Here is a 24311-nt window from a genome sequence, read left to right on the forward strand (position 1 = left end):
TGCCTCTCCGCCGGAGCGGCGAATTATCGACAAAGATCAGAAGTTAGTGGCGGAGACGGAGGGATTCGAACCCTCGATACCCCGATAGAGGTATGGCTCCTTAGCAGGGAGCTGGTTTCAGCCACTCACCCACGTCTCCGCACTGTTGCAGACCACGCGGGGGCTGCGACAGGGGGCGGGCTATAGCGGCGGGTTTCTATGGCATCAAGGCCTGTAACGCATTCGGCGAAATTGCCTTCGCCAGAGCCACGCCAAACCTCGTCACAAGCGCTCGTTTCGTCGCGGTTTCGATTCGATTCACCGCCCATTCATTGCCCGGACGCTCAGATCGTATCCAATGCCCCGGATAAAGGGGTTATTCCCGCGCGCCACGGGACCGGGCGACGGGGAAAACGACATTGGACAGGGAAAGACCCATGAAGCGCATCTTCGATAATTGCCGCCGTTCCGGCTGGGCGATGGCCATGGCCGCAGTTGCCGGCATGGGAATGGCCGTAATGCCCGCCCAAGCGCAGATGCAGACGATCGACCCCGACAGCGCAATCGACGGCGATCTGGCGCGGCCGGTGCCGGGCTCTGCCGAAAGCGGGGAATTGCCCGCCGTTTCGGGTGATCCCTATGCCACCAGCTATCGTGACGCTGCCGCCGCGACAGACGACTATCCCGTCGACCCCACCGATCCGTATGAGGAACCGGTCGCGCAGGTTCCCGGATCGTCGGCCACTGCCGAAACGAGTGTCGCGGCATCGACACCGGTCGCTTCGAATGCGACTTATCAGGAAGACGACCTGATCGGCGCCGCCGAAGGCGTTTTCGGCAAGGGCGCCGAGGGACTGGCCAACATCGTCCGCGACATTCTCAAGAAACAGGGCCAGCCCAACGCCTATATAGTAGGGCGCGAAGCCGGCGGCGCGATCGGCGTCGGCGTCCGTTACGGTTCGGGCACGCTGCACCACAAGGTCGAGGGTGAGCAGTCGGTCTATTGGACCGGCCCGTCGATCGGTTTCGACCTTGGCGCGAACGCCGGATCGACTTTCGTGCTTGTCTACAACCTGTGGGACACCGAGGAATTGTACGAACGTTACCCTGCGGGCGAGGGTCAGGCCTATCTCGTCGGCGGCTTCAACGCGAGCTACATGCGCAAGGGCGATGTCGTGCTGATCCCGATCCGCGTAGGCGCGGGACTGCGGCTGGGCGTCAACGCCGGCTACATGCGCTTTTCGAAGAAGCAGCGCTGGTTGCCGTTCTAAGGGACACACTCGTCGAATAACGCGCGGGGGCCGGGCTGAAATGCTTGCCCCCGGCGCATAGCGTGGGCATGGAGCGCGCGCCGCGACTCCATGCGCGGAGCGATCACAGTCAGGATGCCCGACCATGCTTGCCAATCTTCCCGCCCAGCCCGCCGATGCGCTGCTCGCGCTGATCAAGCTTTTTGCCGCCGACGACCGCGCGGACAAGATCGATCTCGGTGTCGGCGTCTATCGCACAACTGATGGCGCAACACCGGTGTTCAAGTCGGTCAAGGGCGCCGAAAAGGTGCTGGTCGATACGCAGGATTCCAAGTCTTACCTCGGCCCCGAAGGCGACATGGGCTTTGTCGAAGCGTTGAAGCCGATCATCTTCGGCAACGACTTCGCCGCCATCGGCAATGTAGACGGGATGCAGACGCCGGGCGGCACCGGCGGCGTGCGGCTGGCCGTTGCCCTGGCCAAATCGGCGGGCGTGAAGCGCGTGATCATGGGCACGCCCAGCTGGCCCAACCACGCACAGATCATGAAGGATCTCGACCTTGGCGTCGTGACGTTCAACCATGCCCGCGACGGCGCGGTCGACATGGACGCGCTGAAATCCGCCGTCGCGGATGCCGCGCCGACCGATGCGATCCTGCTGCACGGTTGTTGTCACAACCCGACCGGCATCGATTATTCGGTGGCGCAGTGGCGCGAAATCGCCGCTTTGCTGAAGGACAAGGGCCTGCTCCCGATCCTCGACCTTGCCTATCAGGGTCTGGGCGACGGGATGGAAGAAGACGCGCAGGGCGTTCGCATCGTGATGAGCACGGTGCCCGAAGCGCTGCTGGCCTATTCGTGCGACAAGAATTTCGGCCTTTACCGCGACCGTGTCGGCGCGTTCTATGTCATGGCGGACAAGGACAAGTTGCCCGCAATCATGTCGAACGGTGCGTCGCTGGCGCGGGCCAACTGGTCCATGCCGCCCGATCACGGCGCGGCTGCGGTTCGCATCATCCTTGAGGATGCGGCCCTGACGCAGCAGTGGCTGGCCGAGCTTGACGACATGCGCGCCCGCATGCGGCAGATGCGCGACAAACTGGCCGCCGCCGGTACTGCAGGGTCGGTGGACATGACGCCCTATGCGACGCAACACGGCCTGTTTGCGATGCTGCCGCTGTCGAAGGAGCAGATCGAAGCGCTGCGCGACGATCACGCCGTTTACATGGCAGGATCGGGCCGCATCAACATTGCGGGCCTGACGGCGGGCAACATCGACAAGTTCATCGCCGCCGTCGCCGACGTCAGCGCGTAAACAGCAACTGGACGCCAGGATGGACCGGCAGCCGACACTGATCGGTGCGCTGGTCCGCCTGCGCCCGCTGGTCGAAACCGATCGCGCGGCGCTTTATGTCGTCGCGTCCGATCCGCTGATCTGGGAACAGCATCCGGCGCATGATCGCTGGCGACCCGACGTGTTCGCGGCGTTCTTCGACGATGCATTGGCCAAGGGCGGCGCGCTGGCGGTGGAGGATGCGGCGACGGGCGCGCTGATAGGGTCTTCGCGGTTTCAAAACCACGATCCGGCCGACGGCGGCTCGGTCGAGATCGGCTGGACCTTCCTTGCCCGCAGCCATTGGCGGTGCGGGGTCAATCGCGACATGAAGCGGCTGATGCTCGACTATGCGCTGGCCAGCGTGGCGCGCGTGTTGTTCACCGTGGGCGAAGGGAACGCCCGGTCGATCCGCGCGCTTGAAGCCATCGGTGCGCGCTGGACGGGAGAGGTGGAGGATCGGCCGATGGCGGACGGCATCACCCGCCACTTGCGCTATTTCATCGAACGCTGAACCGTTACGCGGCGCGCAAATCCTGCATGCGCTTCAGATAGCGGGCCAGAACGTCGATCTCGAGATTCACGCCGTCACCCACCTGCAATGCGCCCAGCGTAGTAATCTCGGCGGTGTGCGGAATGATGTTGAGAGAAAAGCGCGCGGTGCCGTCGGGCAGGTCCTCTACCGCGTTCACGGTTAGCGAAACGCCATCCATCGTGATCGAGCCCTTGGTGGCGATATAGGGCGCGATGGCCGCCGACGCGTCGATTTCGAGATGCATCGACCCGCCGCGTTCCTCTCGCACCGCGACGCGGCCCACCGCGTCGACATGGCCGGTGACGATATGCCCGCCCAATTCGTCGCCCAGTTTCAGCGCGGATTCGAGGTTCACGCGCGCGCCGTCACGCCATTGCAGCGGCGCCGTCTTGCTGATCGTTTCGTCGCTGACATCGACTGCGAACCACGCATCGTTCGCCCCGGTCTCATTGGCGCTGCCGCCGCGTTCCACCACCGTCAGGCACACACCCGAACAGGCGATGGATGCGCCGATGGCGATCTTTGCCGGATCGAACGGGCAGGCGATGACAAGGCGCGTGTCGCCCGTGCGGGTGACGGAAGTGACGGTGCCGATGGCAGTGATGATTCCGGTGAACATGGCAAGGCCTTTAAGCGGTGCGGACGTATTCTTCCAGCGTGTCTTCACCCAATCGGCGCGTGTCACGCAATGTCCAGCGGCCATGCGCCCCGGCCAATGACGACACCCCGATATCCGCGACGCCCGTCCGACCCCCGCCAATGACGATGGGCGCGCGATAGACCAGCAGCCGATCGACCGCATCGGCGGCAAGGAACGCGGCAGCCGTGCCAGCGCCCCCTTCGACGAAAAGGTATTGCGCCGGCGACAGCGGCGACAGGTCGGCCGGATCGTGCAGCGCGCGCCAGCCATCGGGCGCATTGCCATGCGTCAGCACCCAGCGTTCCGGACTGCGCGGTTCGAGCCCGGGCAGGCGCACGTCGAGCCGCGGCGCGTCCGCCCGCAACGTTCCCGCGCCGATAAGGATCGCATCGTGGCGGCTGCGTTCGAGATGGGTGTGCGCGCGGGCGTCCGGGCCCGTGATCCACTGGCTTTCCCCGCTGGCCATCGCGATGCACCCATCGATGGACAGTGCCAGTTTCAGCGTCACGAACGGTCGGTTCTTCGCGGCGCGGGTCAGATACCCTGCCAGCGATAGGCGCGAGGCTTCGCAAGCAAGCTCGACCACGTCGACGCCCTTGGCGCGCAGCATGGCATTGCCCTGACCCGCCGTGCGCGGATCGGGATCGGGACAGCCGACGACGACCCGTACCACGCCGGCCTGCGCCAGCGAACCGGCGCAACAGGGTCCGCGCGCACTGTCATGGGCGCAAGGTTCGAGCGTGACATAAGCGGTGCAGCCCCGCGCCGCGTCCCCTGCGACGGTCAGCGCCATCTGTTCTGCATGGGGGCGGCCGCCCGTTTGCGTCCAGCCGCGCGCTATGACGCGGTCGTCCTTTACCAGCACGCAGCCAACGGCGGGATTGGGGCGGGACAGGGGGCGGGCGCGTTCGGCCAGCCGCGCGGCGGCGGCTAGCCAGCGGCGGTCCCGGATCAGGTCGGATTCAGTCGGCTTGGCGCGTGCCATCTTGCCGTGCTTCAATCTCGGCAAGGGCCCGCTCGCGCTTAGCCTTTTCGGCGGCGGCGGCGGCGGCGCGTTCGGCATCGCCTTCGCGACGGGCCTGTTCGACGTCGATGCCCGATGCGCGTCCGATCGCCTCGTAAACTTCGCGGGCCTGTTCCTCGCGCGCTTTCCGTTCGGCCGCCAAGCGCTCCTTTTCCCGCTGGTTGGCGAGGTTGGAGGCTACGATCTCGGCATCGCTGCGACCCGGTTCCAACGTAGTGATCCACGTGATTTCGGGCGGGCGCGGTTCGATGCGGTGTTCTTCCTGGAACATGACGGAAAACACCGAGATGGTCGCCACCAGAGACACCAGCGCGATGCGCCAGCGATAGGGGTTTTCCTGAACCCAGACATCGCGGAAATCACGCGCCGCGCGCAAGGGGTTGAGCATCGCGAAAAAGCGGGAGAGGGCGGTCGAATTGGCCATGGTCACAGCATTAATAGTGCGTCGCTCCCCAATGTGCCACCATTTCCACTTGCCGCAACAGCCATCGTTGGCCGCCCCTTAACCGAACGGTGCGTGCAGCGAGCGGCCATGCCGCTTTAGCCAAGCGTCCGCGGCGGGAAGGTCGTCATCGTAGATATCAGCCAAAAGCGCGTAGAACCGCGGCGAATGATCGAAATGGACAAGATGCGCCACTTCGTGCGCGACCACCGACCGGCGCACGAAATCGGGCGCCATGATCAGCCGCCAGTTGATCCGCACCGTCCCGCTGGTCGAACACGAGCCCCAGCGGCGTTGCGCCCGGCTCAATCGCAGGTCGGGTTCGGCCTGATCGGCGACCGCGCAGAAATGGGCAAGATCGCCGCGCGCAAGATCGAGCGCTTCGCTTTCCAGCCAGCGGCGCACTCGCCCCGCGATGTTTTCCGCCGTGCCGCCAAGGCGCAGGCTGTCGCCAAGGATCGCCGGAGTGCGCGGCAGGCGTTTGTCCCATGCGACGATCAGTTCGCGACCCCTGTAGGATACGATCGCGCCCGCGCCGATCGTCAGGGGCGCGGGCACGGCGTGCAAGTGCGCGACGAGCCAATCACCACGAGAGTGTGCAAAGTTGCGCCCTTCCGAAAACGGGGCCCAGCGCGGGATCGTGACGCGCACTTCGCCGCCGTCGGGCGCAAGCCGCAATGTCATCCGTCGGGCCGTGGCATGGCGTTTTATCCGCAGCGGCAGTTCGGTCCCGTCAGGCAGGGTCAACGTTTCGCGCGATTCGGTCGGCGGCGCTGCCTTGCGCTTCAAAAAGGCCTCGAGCCCGCGCCGCGCCTTTTCCGCTACCACCGCCGCCTCATCGCCTGCCGCCTCATCGCCTGCATCCCACCGTCAGCGATCTTCGAGATCGTCGATGTCGTCGGGCATTTCGAACAAGTCGTAACCTTCGATGATGACGTGCTCTTCGATCGGCCCGGCATCGTTTTCCGAAATCACGCGTCCCGCGACGGAAACGCCCCAAAGCTTCACCGTTTCGCGCGATCCGCTGATCAGGTAGTGCCACGCTGGCAGCGTTTCGCCGTTCGCACGGAGGCGATAGGCGCATGTTTCGGGCAGCCAGTTCAGCGTGCCCGCCGTTTCGCGCGTCAGTTGCAGGCAATCGGGCACCACGGTCCTGCGGTTGGCGTAATCGGTGCACTGCGCGGTGCAGGTGTCGAGCAAGTGACAGGCGACGTTGGTTTCGTAAATCGCCCCCGTATCTTCATCCTCCAGCTTGTGCAGGCAGCATTGCCCACAGCCGTCGCACAGCGCTTCCCAATCGGCATCGCTGATCGTGTCGAGCGGTCGCTCCCAGAACGGCGCCTCGCGGACTAAAGCCTTGCTCACTATCGTACCCACTTGGCGATTTCCGCAGCCACCGCCGCGCCACCTTGGTCCGTGGGTAAAAGCGCGATCGGATTGCCGTCCGGATCGAACAGGACGGTCTGGTTGGTGTGGCCGACCATATAGCCGGCGTCGCCGTTTTCGCTGGCGGTCGGCTCTCCCTTTTCGAACCAGACCGCGAATTTCTTTGCCGTTGCCTTCACCGCGTCGGGCGTGCCGGTCAGGCCGACCATGCGCGGGTGGAAATTGCCTGTGAATTCACCGACCACGGCAGGTGTGTCGCGTTCGGGATCGACGGTCACGAAGATGGGCGTGACTTTCGCGCCCAGATCCGGCTCCGCCTTTTCGAACGCGGAAAGGCCTTGTCCGATGGCGGCGGCATCGACCGGGCAGACATCGGGGCAAAAGGTGTAACCGAAATACACGATGCGCCATTGCCCGGCGAAATCGGACCACCGCACGGTCTTGCCGTCCTTATCCGTCAGCGCGAAATCGCCCCCGATCGCGGCCCCGGCCAGCGGCGCGGTTGCGAGGTCAGGGGCAGGGCTACCCCCAAGCGGACCGCAAGCGGCAAGCGCGAGGGCAGCGAAAAAAGGACCGGCGCGGCGCATCGGGCGACGCTGAGTCGAAGTGCGAATATCATCTGGCATGGCGAGGCGGTTCATGTCCTGCTAAGAGGCCGCGCGCAAGTGCATGCGTGGGCAGGCGCCAACGCAAAGGCACGATGAAGCTATGAAGGGTCACACAGTGTTTCGCATGATGGGACGTTTTCGCAGGATGGGGCGGGCGATCGTCATCGTCGCGGCAGGCGCGGTCATGGCTACCGCGATCCCGGCCAGCGCCCAGTTTTCCGATGGCTACAAGTTTCTCGAAGCGGTGAAGAAGCGCGACGGCGAAGCGGTGTCGAAAGCATTGAGCGAGCCGGGATCGACCATGGTCAACACCCGCGACATTTCGAGCGGGGAAACCGCGCTGCATGTCGTGGTCGCGCGGCGCGATCTCGTGTGGGTGACGTTCCTGTTACAAAGCGGCGCGAACCCGAACGTGCGCAATAACAACGGCGTGACCCCACTCGAGCTCGCGGCTTCGCTCAGCTTTCTTGAAGGGATCGACGCGTTGGCCGATTCGGGCGCCAACGTGGACGAAACCAATTCGACCGGTGAAACGGCCCTGATCCTCGCCACGCACATGCGCGACGCGGCCATGGCGAAGATGCTGCTGGAAAAGGGCGCCAATCCCGACAAGTCCGACAATTCGGGCCGCAGCGCGCGCGACTATGCCAAGCTCGACGGACGGTCGAGTTCCGTGCTGAGCGCGATCGAGCAGTTCGACGCCAAGAACGGCAAGGGCGGCGGCTACGGACCTTCGGTGCGTTAGGAGGATCATGGGAATTGATTTCACGACCCTGACGCTGCCGGAAATGGCGCAGGCGCTTGCGCCCGCCGTTGCCGATGCCGCGGTTTTCGACGGCTGGACCGACAAGGCGGTGACGTCCGCCGCGCAGGCCGAAGGGCTGGACCCCGATGTCGCACTACTGGCCTATCCCGCCGGGGCGATCGACATGATCGCGGCGTGGATCGCAACGGTCGATCGCGCGATGGCAGAAGCGCTGCCGGCAGAGGCGCTGGACCAGATGGGCTTTACGTCCCGCATCCGGACCTTGCTGGTGTTCCGCATCGAATACATGGCCGGACGGAGAGAGGCGCTGCGCCGCGCGATCGCCGTGATGGCGCGCCCGGTCAACATGGTCCACTCGGCCCGGCTCGGCTGGCGCACCGCAGACCTCATGTGGCGGATGGCGGGCGATTCGGCGACCGACTTCAACCATTATTCGAAGCGCGCGATACTGCTGTCGATTTATAGCGCGACGCTGGCGGTGCTGGTGGACGACGACAGTCCGGCGCAAGTCGAAACTTATGCGTTCCTCGACCGGCGGCTTCAGGATGTCGCCCGTTTCGGCAAGGCGAAGGCGCGGCTTACAGGCTCTGACCGTGAGCATTTCAGCATGGCCCGCCTGCTGGGCCGACTGCGCTATCCGGCCCGGTAAAACGCGTCGGGATTTGATCTCGATCAATTATTGAGAATGAGTTGCAATGGCGTTAGTTTTATGCGACCCGCCAATCAGCATGAACCCGATCACCGCGAAAATGGACCCCGCATCGACTTTGGCCGACAGGCCGCTGGGCAGCGCCGTTCGCGTCGTTTCGGTCGCGTGGGACCAGCTCGAAAGCGGTGAGGCACGCCGGTTGCGCGCACTTGGCATCGACGTCGGTGCCGTTCTGAAGCTTGCCCATCGCGGCATTTTTGCCGGGCGGGACCCTATCGCGGTCGAAGTGGGCCGGATGACCGTCGCCCTGCGTCGTGCGCATGCGTTGGCCATCATGGTCGAAGATGCGCCGGGCGAGGCTGTCCATCCCGCCGCCGCCGCCGATACCGCAACCGAAGGCTATACGGCCTGACATGACCAGAGGTCCGATCACCGTCGCGCTTGTCGGCAATCCCAATGCGGGCAAGAGCGCGCTGTTCAACGCGCTGACCGGGGCGCGGCAAAAGATCGCGAACTATCCCGGCGTCACCGTCGAACGCAAAGCGGGCCGCATGACGCTGGCCAGCGGCGAACAGGTGGAATTGCTGGACCTTCCCGGTTCTTATTCGCTCGATCCCACCAGCCCCGACGAAGCGGTAACCCGCGACGTGGTGCTGGGTCATCAGGCGGGGCAGCGCAAACCCGATGCGCTGATCGTGGTGCTGGACGCCAACAACCTCGAACAGCATCTGGTCTTCGCGCAGGAGGTCATCGCGCTCGGCCTGCCGACCGTGGCCGCATTGAACATGGTCGATCTCGCGACTCGCGACGGGCTGGTGCTCGATGCTTCGGGATTGGAAGCGGCACTGGGCGTGCCCGTGGTCGAAACCGTCGCGGTGCGGCGGCGCGGGCTGCCTGAACTGGCCGCAGCGGTTGGCCGCACCATCGACGCCCATCCCGACCATGCGCCGTTGCCCAGCCACGTCGACATCGTCGAACGCCGCGTCAGCGCGCGGGCGATGGCCAAGGCCGCGATCATTTCCGAAACGCGCAAGCGCCGCCTGCATCGCGGGCTGGATAAAGTGCTGCTGCACCCGTGGCTTGGCCCGATCATCTTGTTCGCGCTCCTGTTCATCGTGTTCCAGGCCGTGTTCGCATGGGCAACTCCCTTTGCCGATGCGCTGGAGGCAGGGGTCGGCATCCTGTCCGAAACTGCGATGGCGGTCATTCCCGCCGGGATCGTGCGCGACGCCATTACCGAAGGGGTGCTGGCCGGCGTCGGTTCGGTCGTCGTCTTCCTCCCGCAGATCGTGATCCTGTTTTTCTTCATCCTGGTGATGGAGGCGACCGGATACATGGCGCGCGCCGCGTTCCTGATGGACCGGCTGATGGCCGCAGTCGGCCTTTCGGGCCGTAGCTTCATTCCGCTGCTATCCAGCTTTGCCTGCGCCATTCCCGGCATCATGGCGACCCGTTCGATTGCCGATCCGAAAGACCGGCTGACGACGATCCTGATCGCGCCGCTGATGACCTGTTCGGCGCGGCTGCCGGTCTATGCCGTGATCATCGCCGCGTTCATCCCGCAAACCACCGTGGGTCTGGGCATCGGGCTTCAGGGGCTGGTGCTGTTCTCGCTTTATATCGCGGGCATCGTGGGGGCGATGTTGGTAGCGCTGGTCCTCCGGCGCAGCGTTGCCAAGGGACAGGCTTCGGGCTTCATCATGGAACTGCCGCGCTATCAATGGCCGCGGATGAAGGACATCGCCATCGGGCTTTGGCAGCGCGCGTGGATCTTTCTGCGCCGGGCGGGCACGATCATCTTCATGGTCACGGTCGTGCTATGGCTCATGCTCACGTTTCCCAAGGCGGGGCCGGGCGAGGATCAGATCGACGCATCGTTCGCAGGCACGCTGGCCAACGGGCTGGCCGTCGTGGTCGAACCCATCGGTTTCAACCGCGACATGGCGCTGGCGCTGATCCCTGCGATGGCCGCGCGCGAAGTGGCGGTATCGTCGCTGGCAACGACTTATGCCGTCGCCGCAGAGAACGAGGATGAAGCCGCACAGGCGCTTGGCGTGCAGCTTGCGCGCGATTGGTCCCTGCCGATGGCGCTGTCGTTCCTCGCCTGGTTCGTGTTCGCGCCGCAGTGCCTTTCGACGATCGCGGTGGCGAAACGGGAAACGAACGGCTGGAAATGGCCTGCGTTCATGCTCGCCTACTTGTTCGCGCTGGCCTATATCGCCGCCGGAGCGACGTTCTGGATCGCGACCGCCGCGGGGCTTTAGCGGCGCGCACCTGTCGATAAGCCGAACTAATCGCTCGGCGCGCAGTTGGCGGCGAGGCGGGGCGCACCCTATATCCTTGGACCAGAATCACCTGACACGGGCGCGCCGACATGCTGCGCCCTGAACTCCAAGCAAAGGCGGAAGCGAACATGGCTGGCTCACTCAACAAGGTCATGCTGATCGGCAACCTGGGCGCGGACCCCGAAATCAAGTCGTTCCAGAACGGCGGACGCATCGCCAACTTGCGGATCGCGACGTCGGAAAACTGGAAGGACAAGGCTACCGGTGAACGCAAGGAACGGACCGAATGGCACACGGTCGTCATCAATTCCGAAGGACTTGTCGGCGTGGTCGAACGTTTCCTGCGCAAGGGCAGCAAGGTCTACATCGAAGGCCAGCTGCGCACCCGCAAGTGGCAGGACCAGAACGGCAATGACCGGTACAGCACCGAAATCGCGGTCGGCGGCATGAACGGCACGCTCACCATGCTCGACGGCGCCAGTGGCGGTGCGGGCGGCGGCCAAGGCGGCGGTGCTGGCGGCGGTCGCAGCTCAGGCGGTGGCGGCGATTGGGGCGGCGGCCAAGGTGGTGGCGGCTGGAAACAGGGCGGCGGTGCCTCCGCCGGCGGCGCAGCGGCTGGCGGTGCGGGCGGCTACGACGATCTCGACGACGACATCCCGTTCTGATCGGGTTTTAGCGGTCCAACCCCTTTAACCCAACCCCTTCAACGCAGCCCCTTCAACGCGGCGAAGGGGTTTTCCTTGTCCGGCTCGCTCAGCCCGACTTTCTTGCGAACCTGCTCCGCCTGCGGTCCGGTCTTGAAAGGATCGATGGAAAGCGCGAGGCTTTGCGCCACCGCTTCGCCGAGATCGAAACGATCGCCATCGAACGGGATGTCGTCGCAGGCATTGGCGTCCAGTTCGATTTCCTCGTCCACGTCTTCGCCTGCGGGGACAAAGCGCAGTGCCAACGGCTCGTCGATCGAAACCGGCAGGTCCTCTCCCGACACCGCGCAGCTTTGCACGTACGCCGCCTTGATCCGGCCGTTGGCGTTGAACGCCGGTCCGTCCTTGTGCACGACGACGCTGGCCTCGAGCGAATCGACACGGACCAGATCGAACCGTTCGGCAAGCCGCTCCAGCTCCGCCTGATCCGCGATAACGTCGACGGCAAGGCCGCTGCACTGGCGCACCGCGACCCAGCGGCTCAGTTCCGACAATTCGTGGGTCATCGCGCAATCTCCCCGGCAAGCAGGCGCGCCAGCGGCGGCCGGTCGATATGGGCAGCCAACGCCCGTAATCCTTCGGCCAACGGCAGCGCGCTTCCCGCGCCTTCGGCCCGCGTCGTGTTGCGCTCCGCGGCTTGCGCCAAAGTCGCATCGTCGGCGGCCAGCCCTTCGCGATAGGCGCCGATTCGTCCGCCCAGCGCGCTGACCAGCTTGCCCATCGATTTGCCCACGACAAGATCGCCCACGCCCGCTTCGCGCAGCTGTCCGTCCATGTCGTCGATGAACAATTCGGTCAGGCGGGCGGCGTGCTCGGCCTCGCCCTCTCGCTCCATCCGGATCAGCACCAGCGCGGTGACGGCGGTGACCATGTCGAAGCGCCCTTCGACCGTGTCGGCCACCCCTCGCGATGCGTACCAGTGTTCTTCGCGCGCGATGGCGACGATGCGATGCCACAGCGCGACAAGGTCGCCGCCGGAAGCATTGCCGAAAAGGCGTTCGAGCAATCGGATCATCGTAGTCTCCGCGAAAGGCCGCCGTGGCCCGTTCATTCAGCACAGATTAAACCCGTGCGCGCCACGCCGCCAGCACCAGCCTGCTGCCAGCGCAGCTTTTGTACAGGACGCCCCTAGCGTCCCTTGTGCGCCGGGCGGACTGACACTAAGGCTTGCGCCGCGATATAGGTGCACGACGCGATTGGCAAAAGGCGCATAGATTGACGATGGTCCAGTTTCCCAAGAACACGGGTTTCCCTGCGTTGAAGGCGGCCGTTGCCGTGCTGGCTCTGCCGGCACTGCTGGGCGGGTGCACTTCGATCACCGACCGTCGCGGCTATGTCGCCGATCCGGTGCTGACCGGTGCGATCACGCCGGGCCTCGACAACCGCGAATCGGTCAGGGGCACGCTGGGCCAGCCCAGCTTCACCAGCCAGTTCGGCGATCCCGTCTATTACTACGTTGCCAGCACGACAGAACAGCGCGTCTTCGGCCAGCCGCAGATCGAAGTTCATCAGGTGATCAAGGTCGCCTTCGACCCTTCGGGCACGGTCAATTCGGTGACCTTTGCGGGCAAGGACGACGTGCGCGACATCAATCCCGACGGCGACAAGACGCCGACTCTGGGCCGCCATCGCGGCTTCCTGCAGGATCTGTTCGGCAATATCGGCGCGGTCGGCGCGGCGGGCGCTGCCCCGGTCGGCGGCCCTAACGGAAGCTGATCCTTCGGGGATCAAGCCTGATTGGCGATCGATATTGCATCGGTCATAGTTGAAGCCGCGCGCCGCGATCCCATATCGCGGCCATGGACGGAAACGCACAGGCTCACGGCCTTACTCCGTGGCACGGCACTACCATCATCGGCGTAAAGCGCGGCGGCAAGACCGTCGTGGCCGGTGACGGACAGGTATCCATGGGCAACACGGTGATGAAACCGAACGCCCGCAAGGTTCGCCGGATCGGTGAAGGCGGAAAGGTCGTCGCCGGGTTCGCCGGCGCCACCGCCGACGCCTTCACCCTGTTCGACCGGCTGGAACGCAAGCTCGAACAATATCGCGGTCAGCTGATGCGCGCCGCGGTCGAACTGGCCAAGGACTGGCGGACCGACAAGTACCTCCGCAATCTCGAAGCGCTTATGATCGTGGCGGACGCCGAAGTCCTGCTGGTCATCACCGGCAACGGCGACGTGCTCGAACCCGAACTCGGCCCAAGCGGTACGATGGTGACCGCCATCGGTTCGGGCGGCAATTACGCCCTGTCGGCTGCACGCGCGCTCGAGGAGTACGAGCAGGACGCAGAAGTGATCGCGCGCAAGGCGATGAAGGTCGCCGCCGACATCTGCGTCTTCACCAACAACAACGTGACGCTCGAAACCATCGAAGCCTGATCCCGAAAGACGTTAGCGAAATCATGAATTCGAACCTGACCCCCAAGGCGATCGTCGCCGCTCTCGACGAACATATCGTCGGCCAGAACGATGCGAAGCGCGCGGTTGCCGTGGCGCTGCGCAATCGTTGGCGCAGGATGCGGCTGACGGACGAACTGCGCGACGAAGTGACGCCCAAGAACATCCTGATGATCGGCCCCACCGGTTGCGGCAAGACCGAGATCAGCCGCCGTCTGGCCAAGCTGGTCGACGCGCCGTTCGTGAAGGTGGAGGCGACCAAGTTTACCGAGGTCGGCTATGTCGGTCGCGACGTCGAACAGATCGCCCGCGATCTGGCCGAAGAAGCGATCCGGCTGGAAAAGGACCGCCGCCGCGAAGCCGTGCGCGAAGCGGCCAGCGCCGCCGCGATGAAGCGGCTGCTCGACGCGCTCGTCGGCGATTCGGCCAGCGAGGCGACGCGCGAAAGCTTTCGCCAGCGCGTGGTGGACAACCATCTCAACGACAAGGAAATCGAGATCGAGGTGGAGGACACCCCGAACACCACGATGGAACTGCCCGGAATGGGCGGCAACGTGGGCATGATCAACTTGTCCGACATGATGGGCAAAGCGTTCGGCGGCCACAAGATGAAGCGCCGCAAGCTGACCGTGGCACAGGCATGGGACAAGCTGGTCGACGAAGAATCGGAAAAGCGCATGGACCAGGACGACGTTGCCCGCGTCGCGCTGCAGAATGCGGAAATGAACGGCATCGTCTTCCTCGACGAAATCGACAAGATCGCCGTATCCGACGTGCGCGGCGGTTCGGTTTCCCGCGAAGGCGTGCAGCGCGACCTGCTGCCCCTGATCGAAGGGACGACCGTGGCCACCAAGTACGGCCCGATGAAGACCGACCACATCCTGTTCATCGCATCGGGCGCGTTCCACGTGGCCAAACCCAGCGACATGCTGCCCGAATTGCAGGGCCGCCTGCCGATCCGCGTCGAACTGCGCGCGCTGACAGAGGATGACTTCGTGCGGATCCTGTCCGAAACGCGCGCCAACCTTGTCGAACAGTACAAGGCGCTGATCGGGACTGAGGACGTGACGCTGGATTTCCATCCCGACGCCATCCGCGAAATCGCCGCCACCGCGGCGCAAGTGAACGAAAGCGTCGAGAATATCGGCGCCCGCCGCTTGCAGACGGTGATGGAAAAGCTGCTTGAGGAAGTCAGTTTCGACGCCGAAGACCGCACCGGCACGACGATCGTCATCGACCGCGAATATGTCCGCGAAAAGCTGGGCGCGCTTGCCGGCGATGCCGATCTGTCGAAGTATATTCTCTAGACGCGCCTAGACGGACGGGGTCGGAAGCCACCGACCCTGTTGCGGCGGGTCACTTCACATCCAGCATGATGCGGCATTCGAGCCCGTCGGGGGAAAAAATCTGCTCTACGGTTCCGTCGGCCGCAAGCGCGTTCAAGATGAGCAGCGACCCAAACCCGCTACCGCGTTCCTGATCGACCGGAGGTCCACCGCGTTCCTGCCAGGCGATGACAACCGCATCTGCATCCTGCTCGAATACGACCTCGACGTGACCGACGTCATTCGAAAGGGCGCCATGCTTCGTCGCGTTGGTGAGCAATTCATGGAACACCAGTGCCAGGCCTTGTCCGGCAGAAGCGGCGAGGTGCGTTTCCCCGTTCACCGACATCCTGACCTGGTCTTCGAAGCCGCTAAGGGCGGACAATTCCGCTTCCAGAATAGCGCTGGGCTTCAGCGAGGCCGAGTAATCGCCCGTCAGCAATTGGTGGCTTCGGGCAAGGGCGCCGACCCGATCTTCCAATGCTTGCGTAAACGATGAAATGTCGGTTGCGCCGCGCGCCGACAATCTGACCATCGACTTGATCAAGGCCAGCATGTTGCGAACCCTGTGGTTCAGTTCGTCCGTAATCAGTCGAAGCCGCGCTTCATTTTGTTTCAAGTCGCTGATGTCGATGACATGGCCAATCAGCCTCACGACATTCCCGTTGGCATCCTGCAACGGACGTCCAGCGCCTTTTATCCAGCCTATGCGGTCTTCGGCGGTCCTGATCTGACACTCGAACGACCATTCCCGGTTTTCTTCGATCGCACTCTTTTGCAGTTCGTCGACTCTCGATCGATCTGCATCCACCACGTGCTCGAGAAATCGATCGTAGGTCCATTCCAAGAGCGGTTCGGAGTAGCCGAAAATCCTGTCATGCGTTTCGTTTCGCACAGCTTTGCCGGAATGGATATCGAGTTCCCAGATGCCTATCTGGCTCGTTTCCAGAACGAGACGGAGGTGATCGGGGCTTCGATCGTCAAACGGTTGCAAATCCAGCATCAAAGTCGATCTACGCCAAGCGACAAAGGGTGTCACTCACGCATTCATGTGCTGAACGAAGCGCCCGATAGCGGTTCATCGACTTTTCCTGTGCCGCACAGCGACCGGCTGTTTACCGCTCACGACGCGATAGGGGACCTTTTTGAAGCCCTTGTCATGCTTCCAGATCCATATGGCCCGCTCAAGCCGAAAATCGAGAAATGATCGGCAAATCATCGGCATCGCATCATTGGCAAAGCGCTCGAACCCGGCTCCGCTTGCGTGGCAAGGAGAAAGCCATGTCATACCGGAGCCGATACCCGTTCGCGATGGCTGCAGCGCTTTTGACGCTAACGTCATGTGGTGGAGGTGACAGCTCTGGATCAATCGATCCCGTTGCTCTTCCGCCTTCAGGATCAACGCCGACGCCGACGCCAACACCTTCTCCGACACCTTCGCCGACCGCGACACCAACTAAGGTCGCCCAAGCCGTGCCGGGGCAGGCGCTGGTGGGTTATGAAGCTTGCGCCAAAGGCCCGGTAACGCGCGATGCCCAAGGCCACATCACGGGAATTGCACTCACCGGGACCAAGATCGATAACGGCCTTAAGATACACTATCTCGCCGAGGACAAATACCAACTCGACACGAATGGGTTTGGCGGGTCGACGTTCGTGCCTTCGATGAAGCAGCCCGTCGGTATCGCGGGCTACGATCATTTCCTCGACCCCGTTCAGGGCGAATTCGAAATCTTTAGTGACGGAGGGTCAGATGGAACGATCCTGTTCGCTACTTTCGGCGCCGACTTTTCGTCGGGTCCGTGCTTTTTCGCCGCGGGCCTCCAGCCAACTCTTCCCACAATCCGGACAGCCGAATATGGTTTGTGGATCGACGGGTTGGCGCAAATTGGGGGTGTCACGTCGCGCCTGTATGGTGGGGGCAAAGGTCTCAGTCTGGATCTGGCCTCAGGCACCGGGACGATCACTCTGGCGCTTGGCGGCCGCGCCGACCCGTTTGGCGACTTTGCGAGCCAAACCATAACCCCGATCCAGACTGTCACCGCCACGATGTCGTTGCACGCAGACGGTACCTTTTCGACGGCGACCTTGTCCGGTGGAGGATACACCGGTTCGATTTACGGCAGACTGGTCAGCCAAGCGTCTGGCAACGTCAGCGGCGACGGGGGCGCGGGGGCAGTGTTCGTCTTCGAACTACAAAACGGTGCCGGAGATATGATGGTCGGGGCCATCGCAGGGGGCGCCATTCTCATATGACATATTGGGTTTGTCAGGCTGCCACTGGCGAAGCGGAGTTGGCTGCTTGAACAGGGTCGCGCCGACGGTAGAGCGCGGCGTGTGCCATGGGCTCGGCAGGCAGTCAGTCCGTTACGACATCGCGGTTCGTCGCCCGATACAGGGCAGATCCGCTTTCCACGGATGGGAAGGTGCTGGCTTGCCCCGTCCGTAATCGCGCCCTCTGACTTCTGCGGCCTCGCAGGTCGGAAAACGCGGAAGGTGGCGGCGGGCGAGGGGGCGGTGCGCGTGCGGTGCGGGTGCGGGGCAGGGGCCATGCACTCGCCCCGCACCCCGCTTACGCACCCCGCATCCCCTCGGGTCTTCTTGATGCGCCTTACAGTTCGTCGATGCTCTTGCTGACGAGGATGTTCACCGAAACCCGGCGGTTCTGCGCCTTGCCGGCGGCGGTGTCGTTGCTGGCCAGCGGGTCGGCTGCGGCCATGCCCGTGGGCGTCAGCATGCGATAGGGTTTCCAGCCGCAGGCCTGCTGCAGGTAATTGACCACGCGCCCGGCCCGCTTTTCGCTGAGCGTCTGGTTAACTTCATAGCTGCCGGTCGAATCGGTGTACCCGACCACGAGCAGGAGGGCGCCGTCCATCGCCTCGGCATCGGTGGCGGTGTCGCACAGATCGCGTTCGGCCTGCCGGGTCAGCTGCCATTTGCCGGAATCGAAGTACACGTTGGTCGATCCCTTGACGTTGTACTTGTCGATATCGCCCATTCGGCCGCGCAACGCTTCGGTTGCCGCCGCATTCCGGTCGATGGCTGCCTGATGTTCGGAAAAGCGTTGATCGGTGCCGTTGCGGATCATCGCCGCGGTCTTGAGGTCCTTGTTTTTGACATCGATCTGGCTTGCAATCAGGACATCGCCCGACTGCATCGTCTTTATCGTGACGGGCAATCCGTTGAGCAGGGATTCCATCCCGAGCTTGTTGCCGCCAATGCCGAGGAACCCGCCGCTCGCCTTGATCTGCGTGTCTTCGTTGACGGTGACTACCCTGCGGCTGCCGTCGACCGTGGTGACCTGCAAGCGATCTGCGCTGCGTGCGGAGATGAAACCTTCGATCTTGGGCCCTTCGGTCGCCGCATAGACGGTCGTCAGGACTTCGCCATCGGCAGAATCGCGTTCCTGCGCGGCGACGCTGCCGGAAACCGGTACGGCAAGCATGGCAAGCATGATGAGAACCCTGGTTCTCCCGGAAACGACAGTCATGATCCTACTCCTTCAAGCTTTCGGTGCCGGCCGAACAATGGCAGCAAGGCATTTCCTTGCAAAGGGTGGTAATGATCCGGTTAACAACCTTGGCCGTGTCTCGCGGCAAGAAGGGATATCTTGGGGGCAGTCGTGCGCATCGACTTTCGACCGGGCGAGACGATCTTCTCAGCTACTTGAACAAGTTACGTCTTCGCATCGCCGTGCGTTTCGATAAGGCGCCGCCAAATCGTAATGCCTGTCCTTTTTTGCCGACATCGCCGCCCGGTCGACGTTATGACCTGCGTTTCTTCGGCGATTCAGCGCATTGCTGGCTCCATCTATCCGAGATTTGCGTTGTGTCCGGCCTGTCGTGGCGGCCGGATCGGACCCATCCCGGCGTTGCGGCGTTGATGGGGCAGAACCAATTACCCAAAAGGGACGCAACCCATGACTACTCTTCTCAAGACTCTGACCGACACGACGTATGATTCGATCGAAGGTTATCGCAAGGCCGCCGAAAAAGCGGATAGCCCGCAGCTCAAGCAGGCGTTGAACCAGCGTCTGCAACAGCGCGAACAAACGCTGGCCACGCTGAACGCGGAATTGCAGCGTTCGGGCGAAGAACTGGTGACCAAAGGCACGCTGATGGGCGATGCCCACCGCCTGTGGCTGAGCATCGCCGATACGTTTGAAAACGGTGACGAAGCCGCGGCAGAGCGCGTCGAAGAAGGCGAAGATTATCTGAAGGCGAAGTTCCAGTCGGCGCTCGACGCAGACGATCTCGCGCCGCAGGAACGCGCCGTGATTCAGCAGTGTTATGCCGAGATCTGCGAAGGCGAACGTTTCGCCGATACGATTTCACAGCAGTACGACTGATCACATATTGAAAATTGTGAAAGGGCGCGGCTTATTCCCGCGCCCTTTTTCGTGCCTGAACCGTTCCCGATCCGGAAAGGCACCCAAAAAACCGTTTTCCTACACAAGGACGCAGCGCCATGGTGTGCGCCGCTCCTTGAAATCGTCGATCTGCCGGCCGCCGTTGTCACCCCATGCCAATCGTCGGGAAGCTGCGGTATGTGCCGGTTTGCGGCTCATTGCGACGGGTGACGGGGTGTCGCCTTTGTCAACCTGGCGCCAATAGGGCCTGCGCGGGCGGCCAATGCTCGCGGCGAGTGCTCGCGGGCAATGCTGGCGTTCAGTGAGGGGCCAGGCCGATTTCGACGCCGGTCTTGTCGGTCAGCGCATATCGGTCGACCAGGTCGGCGCTGGCGGTGTTAAGCCCGATGACCTGCACGCTCCGCCCGTTCCGCCGCATCCGGTCGACCACATTGTCTAGCGCCGCGACCGCCGAAATATCCCAGAAATGCGCGGCCGAAACGTCGATGACGACATGCATCGCCGGATCGGGCTGGCCGCTTTCCGGCCCCAAGGCCCGCTGAAAACGATCGACCGAGGCAAAGAAGATCTGACCGGCGATGCGGTAGACCGCCTTGTGGCCGTCACGACGGCGTTCGACCGTGAACATCCGCTGCACTTTGCCCGCAAAGAAGATGCCGGACAAAAGGACGCCTGAAAGCACGCCGATGGACAGATCGTACGTGGCGACCACCATGACGACTGTGACCAGCATGACGACCGACGATTGCCACGGGTGCTTGCGCAAGTTGGGGATGGAATTCCAGCTGAACGTGCCGATCGACACCATGATCATGACCGCGACCAGCGCCGGCATCGGAATCTGGCCCACGATCGGCCCCAGCATGGCAAGCAGGATCAACAGGAACACGCCCGCCGTCAGCGTGGACAGTCGCGTGCGCCCGCCGCTCGTCACATTTATCACCGACTGCCCGATCATCGCGCAACCGCCCATGCCGCCCACCAGCGATGCCGCGATATTGGCTACGCCCTGTCCGCCGCATTCACGCTGTTTGCTGGAATCGGTGTGAGTCATGTCGTCGACGATCTGCGCCGTCAGCAACGATTCCAGCAGGCCGACCGCAGCCATGGCCGCGGCATAGGGCGCGATGATCTGCAACGTTTCCCACGTCAGCGGTACGTTGGGCAGAACGAAACTGGGCAGCCCCTGCGGCAAATCGCCCATGTCGCCCACCGTATGAACGGGAATGCCAAGCGATATCGAAATCGCCGAAAGCACGACGATCGCGACCAACGGAGAAGGCACAACCTTGGTCACGCGGGGCAAAAGGTAAATGATGGCCAGCCCGCCTGCGACCATGGCGTAAGTATGCCAGGTCACATCGGTCAGTTGCGGCAACTGGGCCAGGAATATCAGGATCGCCAGCGCATTGACGAAACCCGTGATGACCGAGCGCGAAACGAATTGCATCAAAAGGTCGAACCGCAGCAGCCCGGCGACAATCTGGAACAAGCCCATCAGGATCGTCGCGGCAAACAGGTATTCGACGCCATGATCGCGCACCAAGGGTCCGACAAGCACGGCCACTGCCGCGGTCGCCGCACTGATCATGCCGGGCCGGCCACCGGTAAACGAAATTACGATGGCGATCGCGACCGAAGCATAAAGCCCGACGCGCGGATCGACCCCTGCGATGATCGAAAAGCCGATCGCCTCGGGAATAAGCGCGAGCGCAACGACGATCCCGGCAAGCATGTCGGCGCGCAGGTTCGAAAACCAGTCGCGCTTTAGCGCACCGGGTTGGATCATGGTCGTTTTCCGCTGTTTCGTGTCATCGGCAGAGTGTCCCCGCCAAGCTTGCTGCATCGGCGAAGTGCCCGGAAGGCCCCCAAAAAGCAACCCGTGGCCGATACGCCTTTCTAACCTGACGCTATTCTGGCATCAATTTCGCGGATCGAGGCGCGGGTCGAGGAGAGGCGAAATGCATAATGGCGGCTGTCACTGCGGCACCATCCGTTATTGCGTGTCAGGTGACTTGATGCATCATGCGCTCTGTCATTGCGAAGACTGTCGCCGCTGTGCCGGAGCAACCCCGGTCGCATGGATCGCGTTCAAGGCGGAGGACCTTGCGGTCACCCACGGGACCCCGAAAATCTATCGCTCTTCGCCGGGAGTGGAGCGGCACTTCTGTCCCGAATGCGGGACCGGTCTGTTTTATTATAACGAACCTATGTTGCCCGGGCTCGTCGACATCCAGTCGGTGACGATGGACGATGCGGCGGCACTTTCGCCCACGGCGCATATCATGATGGCTGAAGCCCTGCCGTGGGAAGCTTCGCTCGATACCCTGCCCAAGTTCGAACGCTTTCCCGGACAGGATTGAGCGCCGCTATTCGGCAACCGGGTCGAGTTCCCCCCGATCGGCTTCATCTTCGACTTCGTTCGCCTGACGCGCCCACATTTCGGCGTATAGCCCGCCGTGACGCAGCAGGTCGGCATGGCTGCCGCTTTCGGCCAAACGCCCCTGATCCAGAACGAGGATACGATCGGCGTCGACCACAGTGGAAAGCCGGTGCGCGATGGACAGGGTTGTGCGGTTCCTTGCCACCGCGCGCATGGTGGTCAGGATGTCCTGCTCGGTCCGGGTGTCCAGAGCGCTCGTCGCTTCGTCGAACAAGATGATTTCAGGGTTCTTCAATAAAGTGCGGGCGATGGCAACGCGCTGCTTCTCGCCACCTGAAAGCTTCAATCCGCGCTCGCCCACTTGCGTTTCGTAACCGCCCGGCAGGCGTTCGATGAAGTCCGCGATAGCCGCGCCCTTGGCCGCCGCCTCGATCTCACCGCGCAACGCACCTTCGCGGCCATATGCGATGTTGTAGCCGATGGTGTCGTTGAACAGCACGCTGTCCTGCGGAACGATGCCGATGTGGCGGCGCAGGCTGTCTTGTGTGACGGACCGGATGTCCTTGCCGGAAACAAGGATCCTGCCGCCTTGCGGATCGTAGAACCGGAACAACAATCGCGCGATGGTCGATTTGCCCGCGCCCGACGGCCCGACGATGGCAACCCGCTCGCCCGCTTCGACCGCGAAGGTCAGGCCGTGCAGGATCTCGCGATCTTTATCATAGCCAAACCGGACCTTGTCGAAGACAATCGTGGGCCGCCGCATGTCGAGCGCCGGGGCGCCGGGTGCGTCGGCAACCTCCACCGGCGTATCCATCAGCTTGAACATCTCGGCCATGTCGATCAGCCCCTGCCGCACCGTGCGGTATACCATGCCCAGCATGTCGAGCGGGCGGAACAGCTGGGTGAGATAGGTATTGACCAGCACGAGGTCGCCGGTCGTCAACTTGCCTTGGCTCCACCCCCACACGGTATAGGCCATCGCACCGCCCATCAGCAGGTTCATGATGACGGCTTGCGCAATGTTGAGCAGGGCGAGCGAGTTCTCGCTCTTTACCGCCGCATCGGCATAGGCGCGGGTCGATCGCGAATAGCGTTCGAGCTCGCGATCTTCGGCATTGAAGTATTTCACAGTCTCGTAATTGAGAAGTGAATCGACCGCGCGGGAAAGCGCCTGCCCGTCCAGAGTGTTCATCTCTGCGCGCAGGGCCGTCCGCCATTCGGTGATCCACCGGGTGACGAGGACATAGGCGACTACCGTAACCGCGGTTGCGACCACCAGCGGCCACCCGAAGTTGATATAGAATATGACTCCCACCGCGATCAGCTCGATCACCGTCGGGGCGATGTTGAACAGCAGGAAATAGAGCATCGTGTCGATGCTCTTCGTCCCGCGTTCGATCGTCTTGGTGACCTCGCCCGTCCGGCGCGACAGGTGAAAGCGCAGCGACAGGTGGTGCAGACGCGAAAACACGTCTTCGGCCAGATGCCGGGTCGCGTCCTGTCCAACCCGCTCGAAGGCGACATCGCGCAGGTTGGTGAAAAGGACCGCTCCGAACCGACCGGCGGTATAAGCGAGCACCATCGCCATCGCAGCCATGGCGCCCGACCTGCTTGGCGTGGTCATCGCATCGATTGCGGTCTTGTATGCGAAGGGCAGCGCGAGCGTCGTCGCTTTTGCCAACAGCACGAACATCATCGCCAGGACAATGCGACGGCGCAGCGCTGAATTGTCTTTCGGCCATAGATATGTGCCGAACCGGCGGAGAACCCGCCAATCCGTCGAAGCGTCGAGCGTTTGGAGCGAAGCGTGATCGGGAGGCATGGCCCCTATCTAGCGTGCGATGCTAACATCACCAGAGGCGCGGCGTTGTTAATGATGCAGACGGGAAATGAGAAAAGACAGTTTGGCCGATGCGGCCTGCTCGCCCGGAGTGATTGAATTGCCGCATCCTTCCTCCGAACGATCGATCCTGCATCTGCTCAGTCAATGAAATCTTAGGGGCGATCGGCAAAACAATCCGTTCAACCCGGTAAACGAGCGCCCGACCAAGTTGAAATCGGCCCATCACGTTGGATTTCTGTGTTTTTTGATGTTCGTAGTGCTGTCGTGCAATAAAATTGCAAAAGACTGTTGACCGACTCGTATGGTGTCCATATATGCCGCTTCACCGGAGGGAACGACGCTTTAACGGCAAGTTTCGGTACGGTCGCCAGCACAGACGGACAACAAG

At 63.0% G+C, this 24311-nt stretch carries 28 protein-coding genes and 1 tRNA gene; 15 read left to right on the plus strand and 14 right to left on the minus strand.

The genetic code is table 11. From position 1 onward, the window contains the following. Positions 1 to 47: 47 nt before the first annotated feature. Positions 48 to 139: transfer RNA gene (locus tag EKN06_RS07850), tRNA-Ser, on the minus strand. 277 nt (positions 140 to 416) lie between these two features. Here EKN06_RS07850 and EKN06_RS07855 point away from each other — a divergent pair. From EKN06_RS07855 to EKN06_RS07865, 3 genes are all read left to right on the plus strand, one after another. Continuing rightward, positions 417 to 1250 (plus strand): DUF1134 domain-containing protein, encoded by an 834-nt coding sequence (locus EKN06_RS07855; RefSeq protein WP_127612331.1) that lies wholly within the window; start codon positions 417 to 419, stop codon positions 1248 to 1250. Positions 1251 to 1374: 124 nt separating this feature from the next. Further along, on the plus strand, positions 1375 to 2544 hold the full coding sequence (locus EKN06_RS07860) for an amino acid aminotransferase (RefSeq protein WP_127612332.1): 1170 nt from the start codon (positions 1375 to 1377) through the stop codon (positions 2542 to 2544). Between the two features lie 19 nt (positions 2545 to 2563). Then, complete coding sequence (locus EKN06_RS07865) at positions 2564 to 3076, plus strand: GNAT family N-acetyltransferase (RefSeq protein WP_127612333.1); 513 nt, start codon at positions 2564 to 2566, stop codon at positions 3074 to 3076. Positions 3077 to 3080: 4 nt separating this feature from the next. On the opposite strand, the gene EKN06_RS07870 is transcribed toward EKN06_RS07865, so the two are convergent. The 6 genes from EKN06_RS07870 to EKN06_RS07895 all read right to left on the minus strand — a co-directional run bounded on the left by EKN06_RS07870 (position 3081) and on the right by EKN06_RS07895 (position 7230). Further along, entirely contained in the window at positions 3081 to 3716 is a 636-nt protein-coding gene (locus EKN06_RS07870) for a riboflavin synthase (protein WP_127612334.1), read from the minus strand. A gap of 10 nt (positions 3717 to 3726) precedes the next feature. Then, a complete protein-coding gene (ribD, locus tag EKN06_RS07875; protein WP_127612335.1) occupies positions 3727 to 4722 on the minus strand; it encodes a bifunctional diaminohydroxyphosphoribosylaminopyrimidine deaminase/5-amino-6-(5-phosphoribosylamino)uracil reductase RibD in 996 nt (331 codons plus the stop codon). Beyond that, a complete protein-coding gene (locus EKN06_RS07880; protein ID WP_127612336.1) occupies positions 4700 to 5185 on the minus strand; it encodes a hypothetical protein in 486 nt (161 codons plus the stop codon). Before EKN06_RS07880 ends, ribD begins: the two co-directional genes overlap by 23 nt. Before the next feature lie 78 nt (positions 5186 to 5263). Continuing rightward, the gene (locus tag EKN06_RS07885; RefSeq protein WP_240654673.1) at positions 5264 to 6031 is read right to left on the minus strand and encodes a M48 family metallopeptidase; all 768 of its coding nucleotides are present in this window, start codon (positions 6029 to 6031) and stop codon (positions 5264 to 5266) included. 42 nt (positions 6032 to 6073) lie between these two features. Then, a complete protein-coding gene (locus tag EKN06_RS07890) occupies positions 6074 to 6568 on the minus strand; it encodes a YcgN family cysteine cluster protein (protein WP_127612338.1) in 495 nt (164 codons plus the stop codon). Next, the gene (locus EKN06_RS07895; RefSeq protein ID WP_240654674.1) at positions 6568 to 7230 is read right to left on the minus strand and encodes an SCO family protein; all 663 of its coding nucleotides are present in this window, start codon (positions 7228 to 7230) and stop codon (positions 6568 to 6570) included. The genes EKN06_RS07890 and EKN06_RS07895 overlap by 1 nt, the downstream gene beginning before the upstream one ends. A gap of 67 nt (positions 7231 to 7297) precedes the next feature. Here EKN06_RS07895 and EKN06_RS07900 point away from each other — a divergent pair, with 67 nt between their 5' ends. The 5 genes from EKN06_RS07900 to ssb all read left to right on the plus strand — a co-directional run bounded on the left by EKN06_RS07900 (position 7298) and on the right by ssb (position 11562). Next, positions 7298 to 7942, plus strand: a complete 645-nt coding sequence (locus EKN06_RS07900) for an ankyrin repeat domain-containing protein (RefSeq protein ID WP_240654675.1) — start codon at positions 7298 to 7300, stop codon at positions 7940 to 7942. Positions 7943 to 7949: 7 nt separating this feature from the next. Next, positions 7950 to 8612 (plus strand): COQ9 family protein, encoded by a 663-nt coding sequence (locus EKN06_RS07905; RefSeq protein ID WP_127612339.1) that lies wholly within the window; start codon positions 7950 to 7952, stop codon positions 8610 to 8612. A gap of 79 nt (positions 8613 to 8691) precedes the next feature. After that, the gene (locus EKN06_RS07910) at positions 8692 to 9024 is read left to right on the plus strand and encodes a FeoA family protein (protein WP_338068081.1); all 333 of its coding nucleotides are present in this window, start codon (positions 8692 to 8694) and stop codon (positions 9022 to 9024) included. Between the two features lies 1 nt (position 9025). Further along, positions 9026 to 10876, plus strand: a complete 1851-nt coding sequence (feoB, locus tag EKN06_RS07915; RefSeq protein WP_127612340.1) for a ferrous iron transporter B — start codon at positions 9026 to 9028, stop codon at positions 10874 to 10876. Positions 10877 to 11025: 149 nt separating this feature from the next. Further along, positions 11026 to 11562, plus strand: a complete 537-nt coding sequence (gene ssb / locus EKN06_RS07920) for a single-stranded DNA-binding protein (protein ID WP_127612341.1) — start codon at positions 11026 to 11028, stop codon at positions 11560 to 11562. Positions 11563 to 11600: 38 nt separating this feature from the next. Here the strand turns inward: ssb and EKN06_RS07925 are convergent, their stop codons facing one another. Beyond that, positions 11601 to 12107 carry a YceD family protein gene (locus EKN06_RS07925; protein WP_127612342.1) on the minus strand — a complete coding sequence of 169 codons (507 nt, stop codon included), beginning with the start codon at positions 12105 to 12107 and terminating at the stop codon, positions 11601 to 11603. Then, entirely contained in the window at positions 12104 to 12616 is a 513-nt protein-coding gene (locus tag EKN06_RS07930) for a ubiquinol-cytochrome C chaperone family protein (protein ID WP_127612343.1), read from the minus strand. Before EKN06_RS07930 ends, EKN06_RS07925 begins: the two co-directional genes overlap by 4 nt. 206 nt (positions 12617 to 12822) lie before the next feature. Here EKN06_RS07930 and EKN06_RS07935 point away from each other — a divergent pair, with 206 nt between their 5' ends. The 3 genes from EKN06_RS07935 (at position 12823) to hslU (ending at position 15307) form a co-directional block, all read left to right on the plus strand. After that, positions 12823 to 13317 carry an outer membrane protein assembly factor BamE gene (locus EKN06_RS07935; RefSeq protein ID WP_127612344.1) on the plus strand — a complete coding sequence of 165 codons (495 nt, stop codon included), beginning with the start codon at positions 12823 to 12825 and terminating at the stop codon, positions 13315 to 13317. A gap of 83 nt (positions 13318 to 13400) precedes the next feature. Further along, a complete protein-coding gene (gene hslV / locus EKN06_RS07940) occupies positions 13401 to 13982 on the plus strand; it encodes an ATP-dependent protease subunit HslV (RefSeq protein ID WP_127612345.1) in 582 nt (193 codons plus the stop codon). 23 nt (positions 13983 to 14005) lie between these two features. Continuing rightward, on the plus strand, positions 14006 to 15307 hold the full coding sequence (gene hslU, locus EKN06_RS07945; protein WP_127612346.1) for an ATP-dependent protease ATPase subunit HslU: 1302 nt from the start codon (positions 14006 to 14008) through the stop codon (positions 15305 to 15307). A gap of 49 nt (positions 15308 to 15356) precedes the next feature. Here the strand turns inward: hslU and EKN06_RS07950 are convergent, their stop codons facing one another. After that, on the minus strand, positions 15357 to 16319 hold the full coding sequence (locus EKN06_RS07950) for a sensor histidine kinase (RefSeq protein WP_240654684.1): 963 nt from the start codon (positions 16317 to 16319) through the stop codon (positions 15357 to 15359). On the opposite strand from EKN06_RS07950, the gene EKN06_RS15940 reads away from it, so the two are divergent. Together EKN06_RS15940 and EKN06_RS07955 are read left to right on the plus strand one after the other, a co-directional pair. Further along, complete coding sequence (locus EKN06_RS15940; RefSeq protein WP_240654685.1) at positions 16203 to 16532, plus strand: hypothetical protein; 330 nt, start codon at positions 16203 to 16205, stop codon at positions 16530 to 16532. The two genes, EKN06_RS07950 and EKN06_RS15940, sit on opposite strands and share 117 nt — an antisense overlap. Continuing rightward, entirely contained in the window at positions 16529 to 17581 is a 1053-nt protein-coding gene (locus tag EKN06_RS07955; RefSeq protein ID WP_127612348.1) for a hypothetical protein, read from the plus strand. The genes EKN06_RS15940 and EKN06_RS07955 overlap by 4 nt, the downstream gene beginning before the upstream one ends. Before the next feature lie 355 nt (positions 17582 to 17936). Here EKN06_RS07955 and EKN06_RS07960 read toward each other — a convergent pair whose 3' ends face one another. Beyond that, positions 17937 to 18815, minus strand: a complete 879-nt coding sequence (locus EKN06_RS07960; RefSeq protein WP_127612349.1) for an OmpA family protein — start codon at positions 18813 to 18815, stop codon at positions 17937 to 17939. 429 nt (positions 18816 to 19244) lie between these two features. Between EKN06_RS07960 and EKN06_RS07965 the strand changes: the two genes are divergently transcribed. Continuing rightward, complete coding sequence (locus tag EKN06_RS07965) at positions 19245 to 19673, plus strand: ferritin-like domain-containing protein (protein WP_127612350.1); 429 nt, start codon at positions 19245 to 19247, stop codon at positions 19671 to 19673. Between the two features lie 319 nt (positions 19674 to 19992). Here the strand turns inward: EKN06_RS07965 and EKN06_RS07970 are convergent, their stop codons facing one another. After that, on the minus strand, positions 19993 to 21483 hold the full coding sequence (locus EKN06_RS07970; RefSeq protein WP_127612351.1) for a SulP family inorganic anion transporter: 1491 nt from the start codon (positions 21481 to 21483) through the stop codon (positions 19993 to 19995). Between the two features lie 172 nt (positions 21484 to 21655). Between EKN06_RS07970 and EKN06_RS07975 the strand changes: the two genes are divergently transcribed. Beyond that, a complete protein-coding gene (locus tag EKN06_RS07975; protein ID WP_127612352.1) occupies positions 21656 to 22057 on the plus strand; it encodes a GFA family protein in 402 nt (133 codons plus the stop codon). A gap of 6 nt (positions 22058 to 22063) precedes the next feature. Here EKN06_RS07975 and EKN06_RS07980 read toward each other — a convergent pair whose 3' ends face one another. Both EKN06_RS07980 and EKN06_RS15810 read right to left on the minus strand, forming a co-directional pair. After that, entirely contained in the window at positions 22064 to 23902 is a 1839-nt protein-coding gene (locus EKN06_RS07980) for an ABCB family ABC transporter ATP-binding protein/permease (RefSeq protein WP_127612353.1), read from the minus strand. A gap of 200 nt (positions 23903 to 24102) precedes the next feature. Next, positions 24103 to 24311: hypothetical protein (locus EKN06_RS15810; protein WP_205693845.1), on the minus strand; the 209-nt coding region annotated here is incomplete at its 5' end.

Source organism: Croceicoccus ponticola (assembly GCF_004004515.1).
GTDB lineage: Bacteria > Pseudomonadota > Alphaproteobacteria > Sphingomonadales > Sphingomonadaceae > Croceicoccus > Croceicoccus ponticola.

What these genes read in the sequence shown, in the direction of transcription:
- EKN06_RS07855 (WP_127612331.1), top strand. Translation starts at nt 417, where the DNA reads ATGAAGCGCATCTTCGATAATTGCCGCCGTTCCGGCTGGGCGATGGCC.
- EKN06_RS07860 (WP_127612332.1), top strand. Translation starts at nt 1,375, where the DNA reads ATGCTTGCCAATCTTCCCGCCCAGCCCGCCGATGCGCTGCTCGCGCTG.
- EKN06_RS07865 (WP_127612333.1), top strand. Translation starts at nt 2,564, where the DNA reads ATGGACCGGCAGCCGACACTGATCGGTGCGCTGGTCCGCCTGCGCCCG.
- EKN06_RS07870 (WP_127612334.1), bottom strand. Translation starts at nt 3,716, where the DNA reads ATGTTCACCGGAATCATCACTGCCATCGGCACCGTCACTTCCGTCACC.
- ribD (WP_127612335.1), bottom strand. Translation starts at nt 4,722, where the DNA reads ATGGCACGCGCCAAGCCGACTGAATCCGACCTGATCCGGGACCGCCGC.
- EKN06_RS07880 (WP_127612336.1), bottom strand. Translation starts at nt 5,185, where the DNA reads ATGGCCAATTCGACCGCCCTCTCCCGCTTTTTCGCGATGCTCAACCCC.
- EKN06_RS07895 (WP_240654674.1), bottom strand. Translation starts at nt 7,230, where the DNA reads ATGAACCGCCTCGCCATGCCAGATGATATTCGCACTTCGACTCAGCGT.
- EKN06_RS07900 (WP_240654675.1), top strand. Translation starts at nt 7,298, where the DNA reads ATGAAGGGTCACACAGTGTTTCGCATGATGGGACGTTTTCGCAGGATG.
- EKN06_RS07905 (WP_127612339.1), top strand. Translation starts at nt 7,950, where the DNA reads ATGGGAATTGATTTCACGACCCTGACGCTGCCGGAAATGGCGCAGGCG.
- EKN06_RS07910 (WP_338068081.1), top strand. Translation starts at nt 8,692, where the DNA reads ATGAACCCGATCACCGCGAAAATGGACCCCGCATCGACTTTGGCCGAC.
- feoB (WP_127612340.1), top strand. Translation starts at nt 9,026, where the DNA reads ATGACCAGAGGTCCGATCACCGTCGCGCTTGTCGGCAATCCCAATGCG.
- ssb (WP_127612341.1), top strand. Translation starts at nt 11,026, where the DNA reads ATGGCTGGCTCACTCAACAAGGTCATGCTGATCGGCAACCTGGGCGCG.
- EKN06_RS07925 (WP_127612342.1), bottom strand. Translation starts at nt 12,107, where the DNA reads ATGACCCACGAATTGTCGGAACTGAGCCGCTGGGTCGCGGTGCGCCAG.
- EKN06_RS07930 (WP_127612343.1), bottom strand. Translation starts at nt 12,616, where the DNA reads ATGATCCGATTGCTCGAACGCCTTTTCGGCAATGCTTCCGGCGGCGAC.
- EKN06_RS07935 (WP_127612344.1), top strand. Translation starts at nt 12,823, where the DNA reads ATGGTCCAGTTTCCCAAGAACACGGGTTTCCCTGCGTTGAAGGCGGCC.
- hslV (WP_127612345.1), top strand. Translation starts at nt 13,401, where the DNA reads ATGGACGGAAACGCACAGGCTCACGGCCTTACTCCGTGGCACGGCACT.
- hslU (WP_127612346.1), top strand. Translation starts at nt 14,006, where the DNA reads ATGAATTCGAACCTGACCCCCAAGGCGATCGTCGCCGCTCTCGACGAA.
- EKN06_RS15940 (WP_240654685.1), top strand. Translation starts at nt 16,203, where the DNA reads ATGCGTTTCGTTTCGCACAGCTTTGCCGGAATGGATATCGAGTTCCCA.
- EKN06_RS07955 (WP_127612348.1), top strand. Translation starts at nt 16,529, where the DNA reads ATGATCGGCAAATCATCGGCATCGCATCATTGGCAAAGCGCTCGAACC.
- EKN06_RS07960 (WP_127612349.1), bottom strand. Translation starts at nt 18,815, where the DNA reads ATGACTGTCGTTTCCGGGAGAACCAGGGTTCTCATCATGCTTGCCATG.
- EKN06_RS07965 (WP_127612350.1), top strand. Translation starts at nt 19,245, where the DNA reads ATGACTACTCTTCTCAAGACTCTGACCGACACGACGTATGATTCGATC.
- EKN06_RS07970 (WP_127612351.1), bottom strand. Translation starts at nt 21,483, where the DNA reads ATGATCCAACCCGGTGCGCTAAAGCGCGACTGGTTTTCGAACCTGCGC.
- EKN06_RS07975 (WP_127612352.1), top strand. Translation starts at nt 21,656, where the DNA reads ATGCATAATGGCGGCTGTCACTGCGGCACCATCCGTTATTGCGTGTCA.
- EKN06_RS07980 (WP_127612353.1), bottom strand. Translation starts at nt 23,902, where the DNA reads ATGCCTCCCGATCACGCTTCGCTCCAAACGCTCGACGCTTCGACGGAT.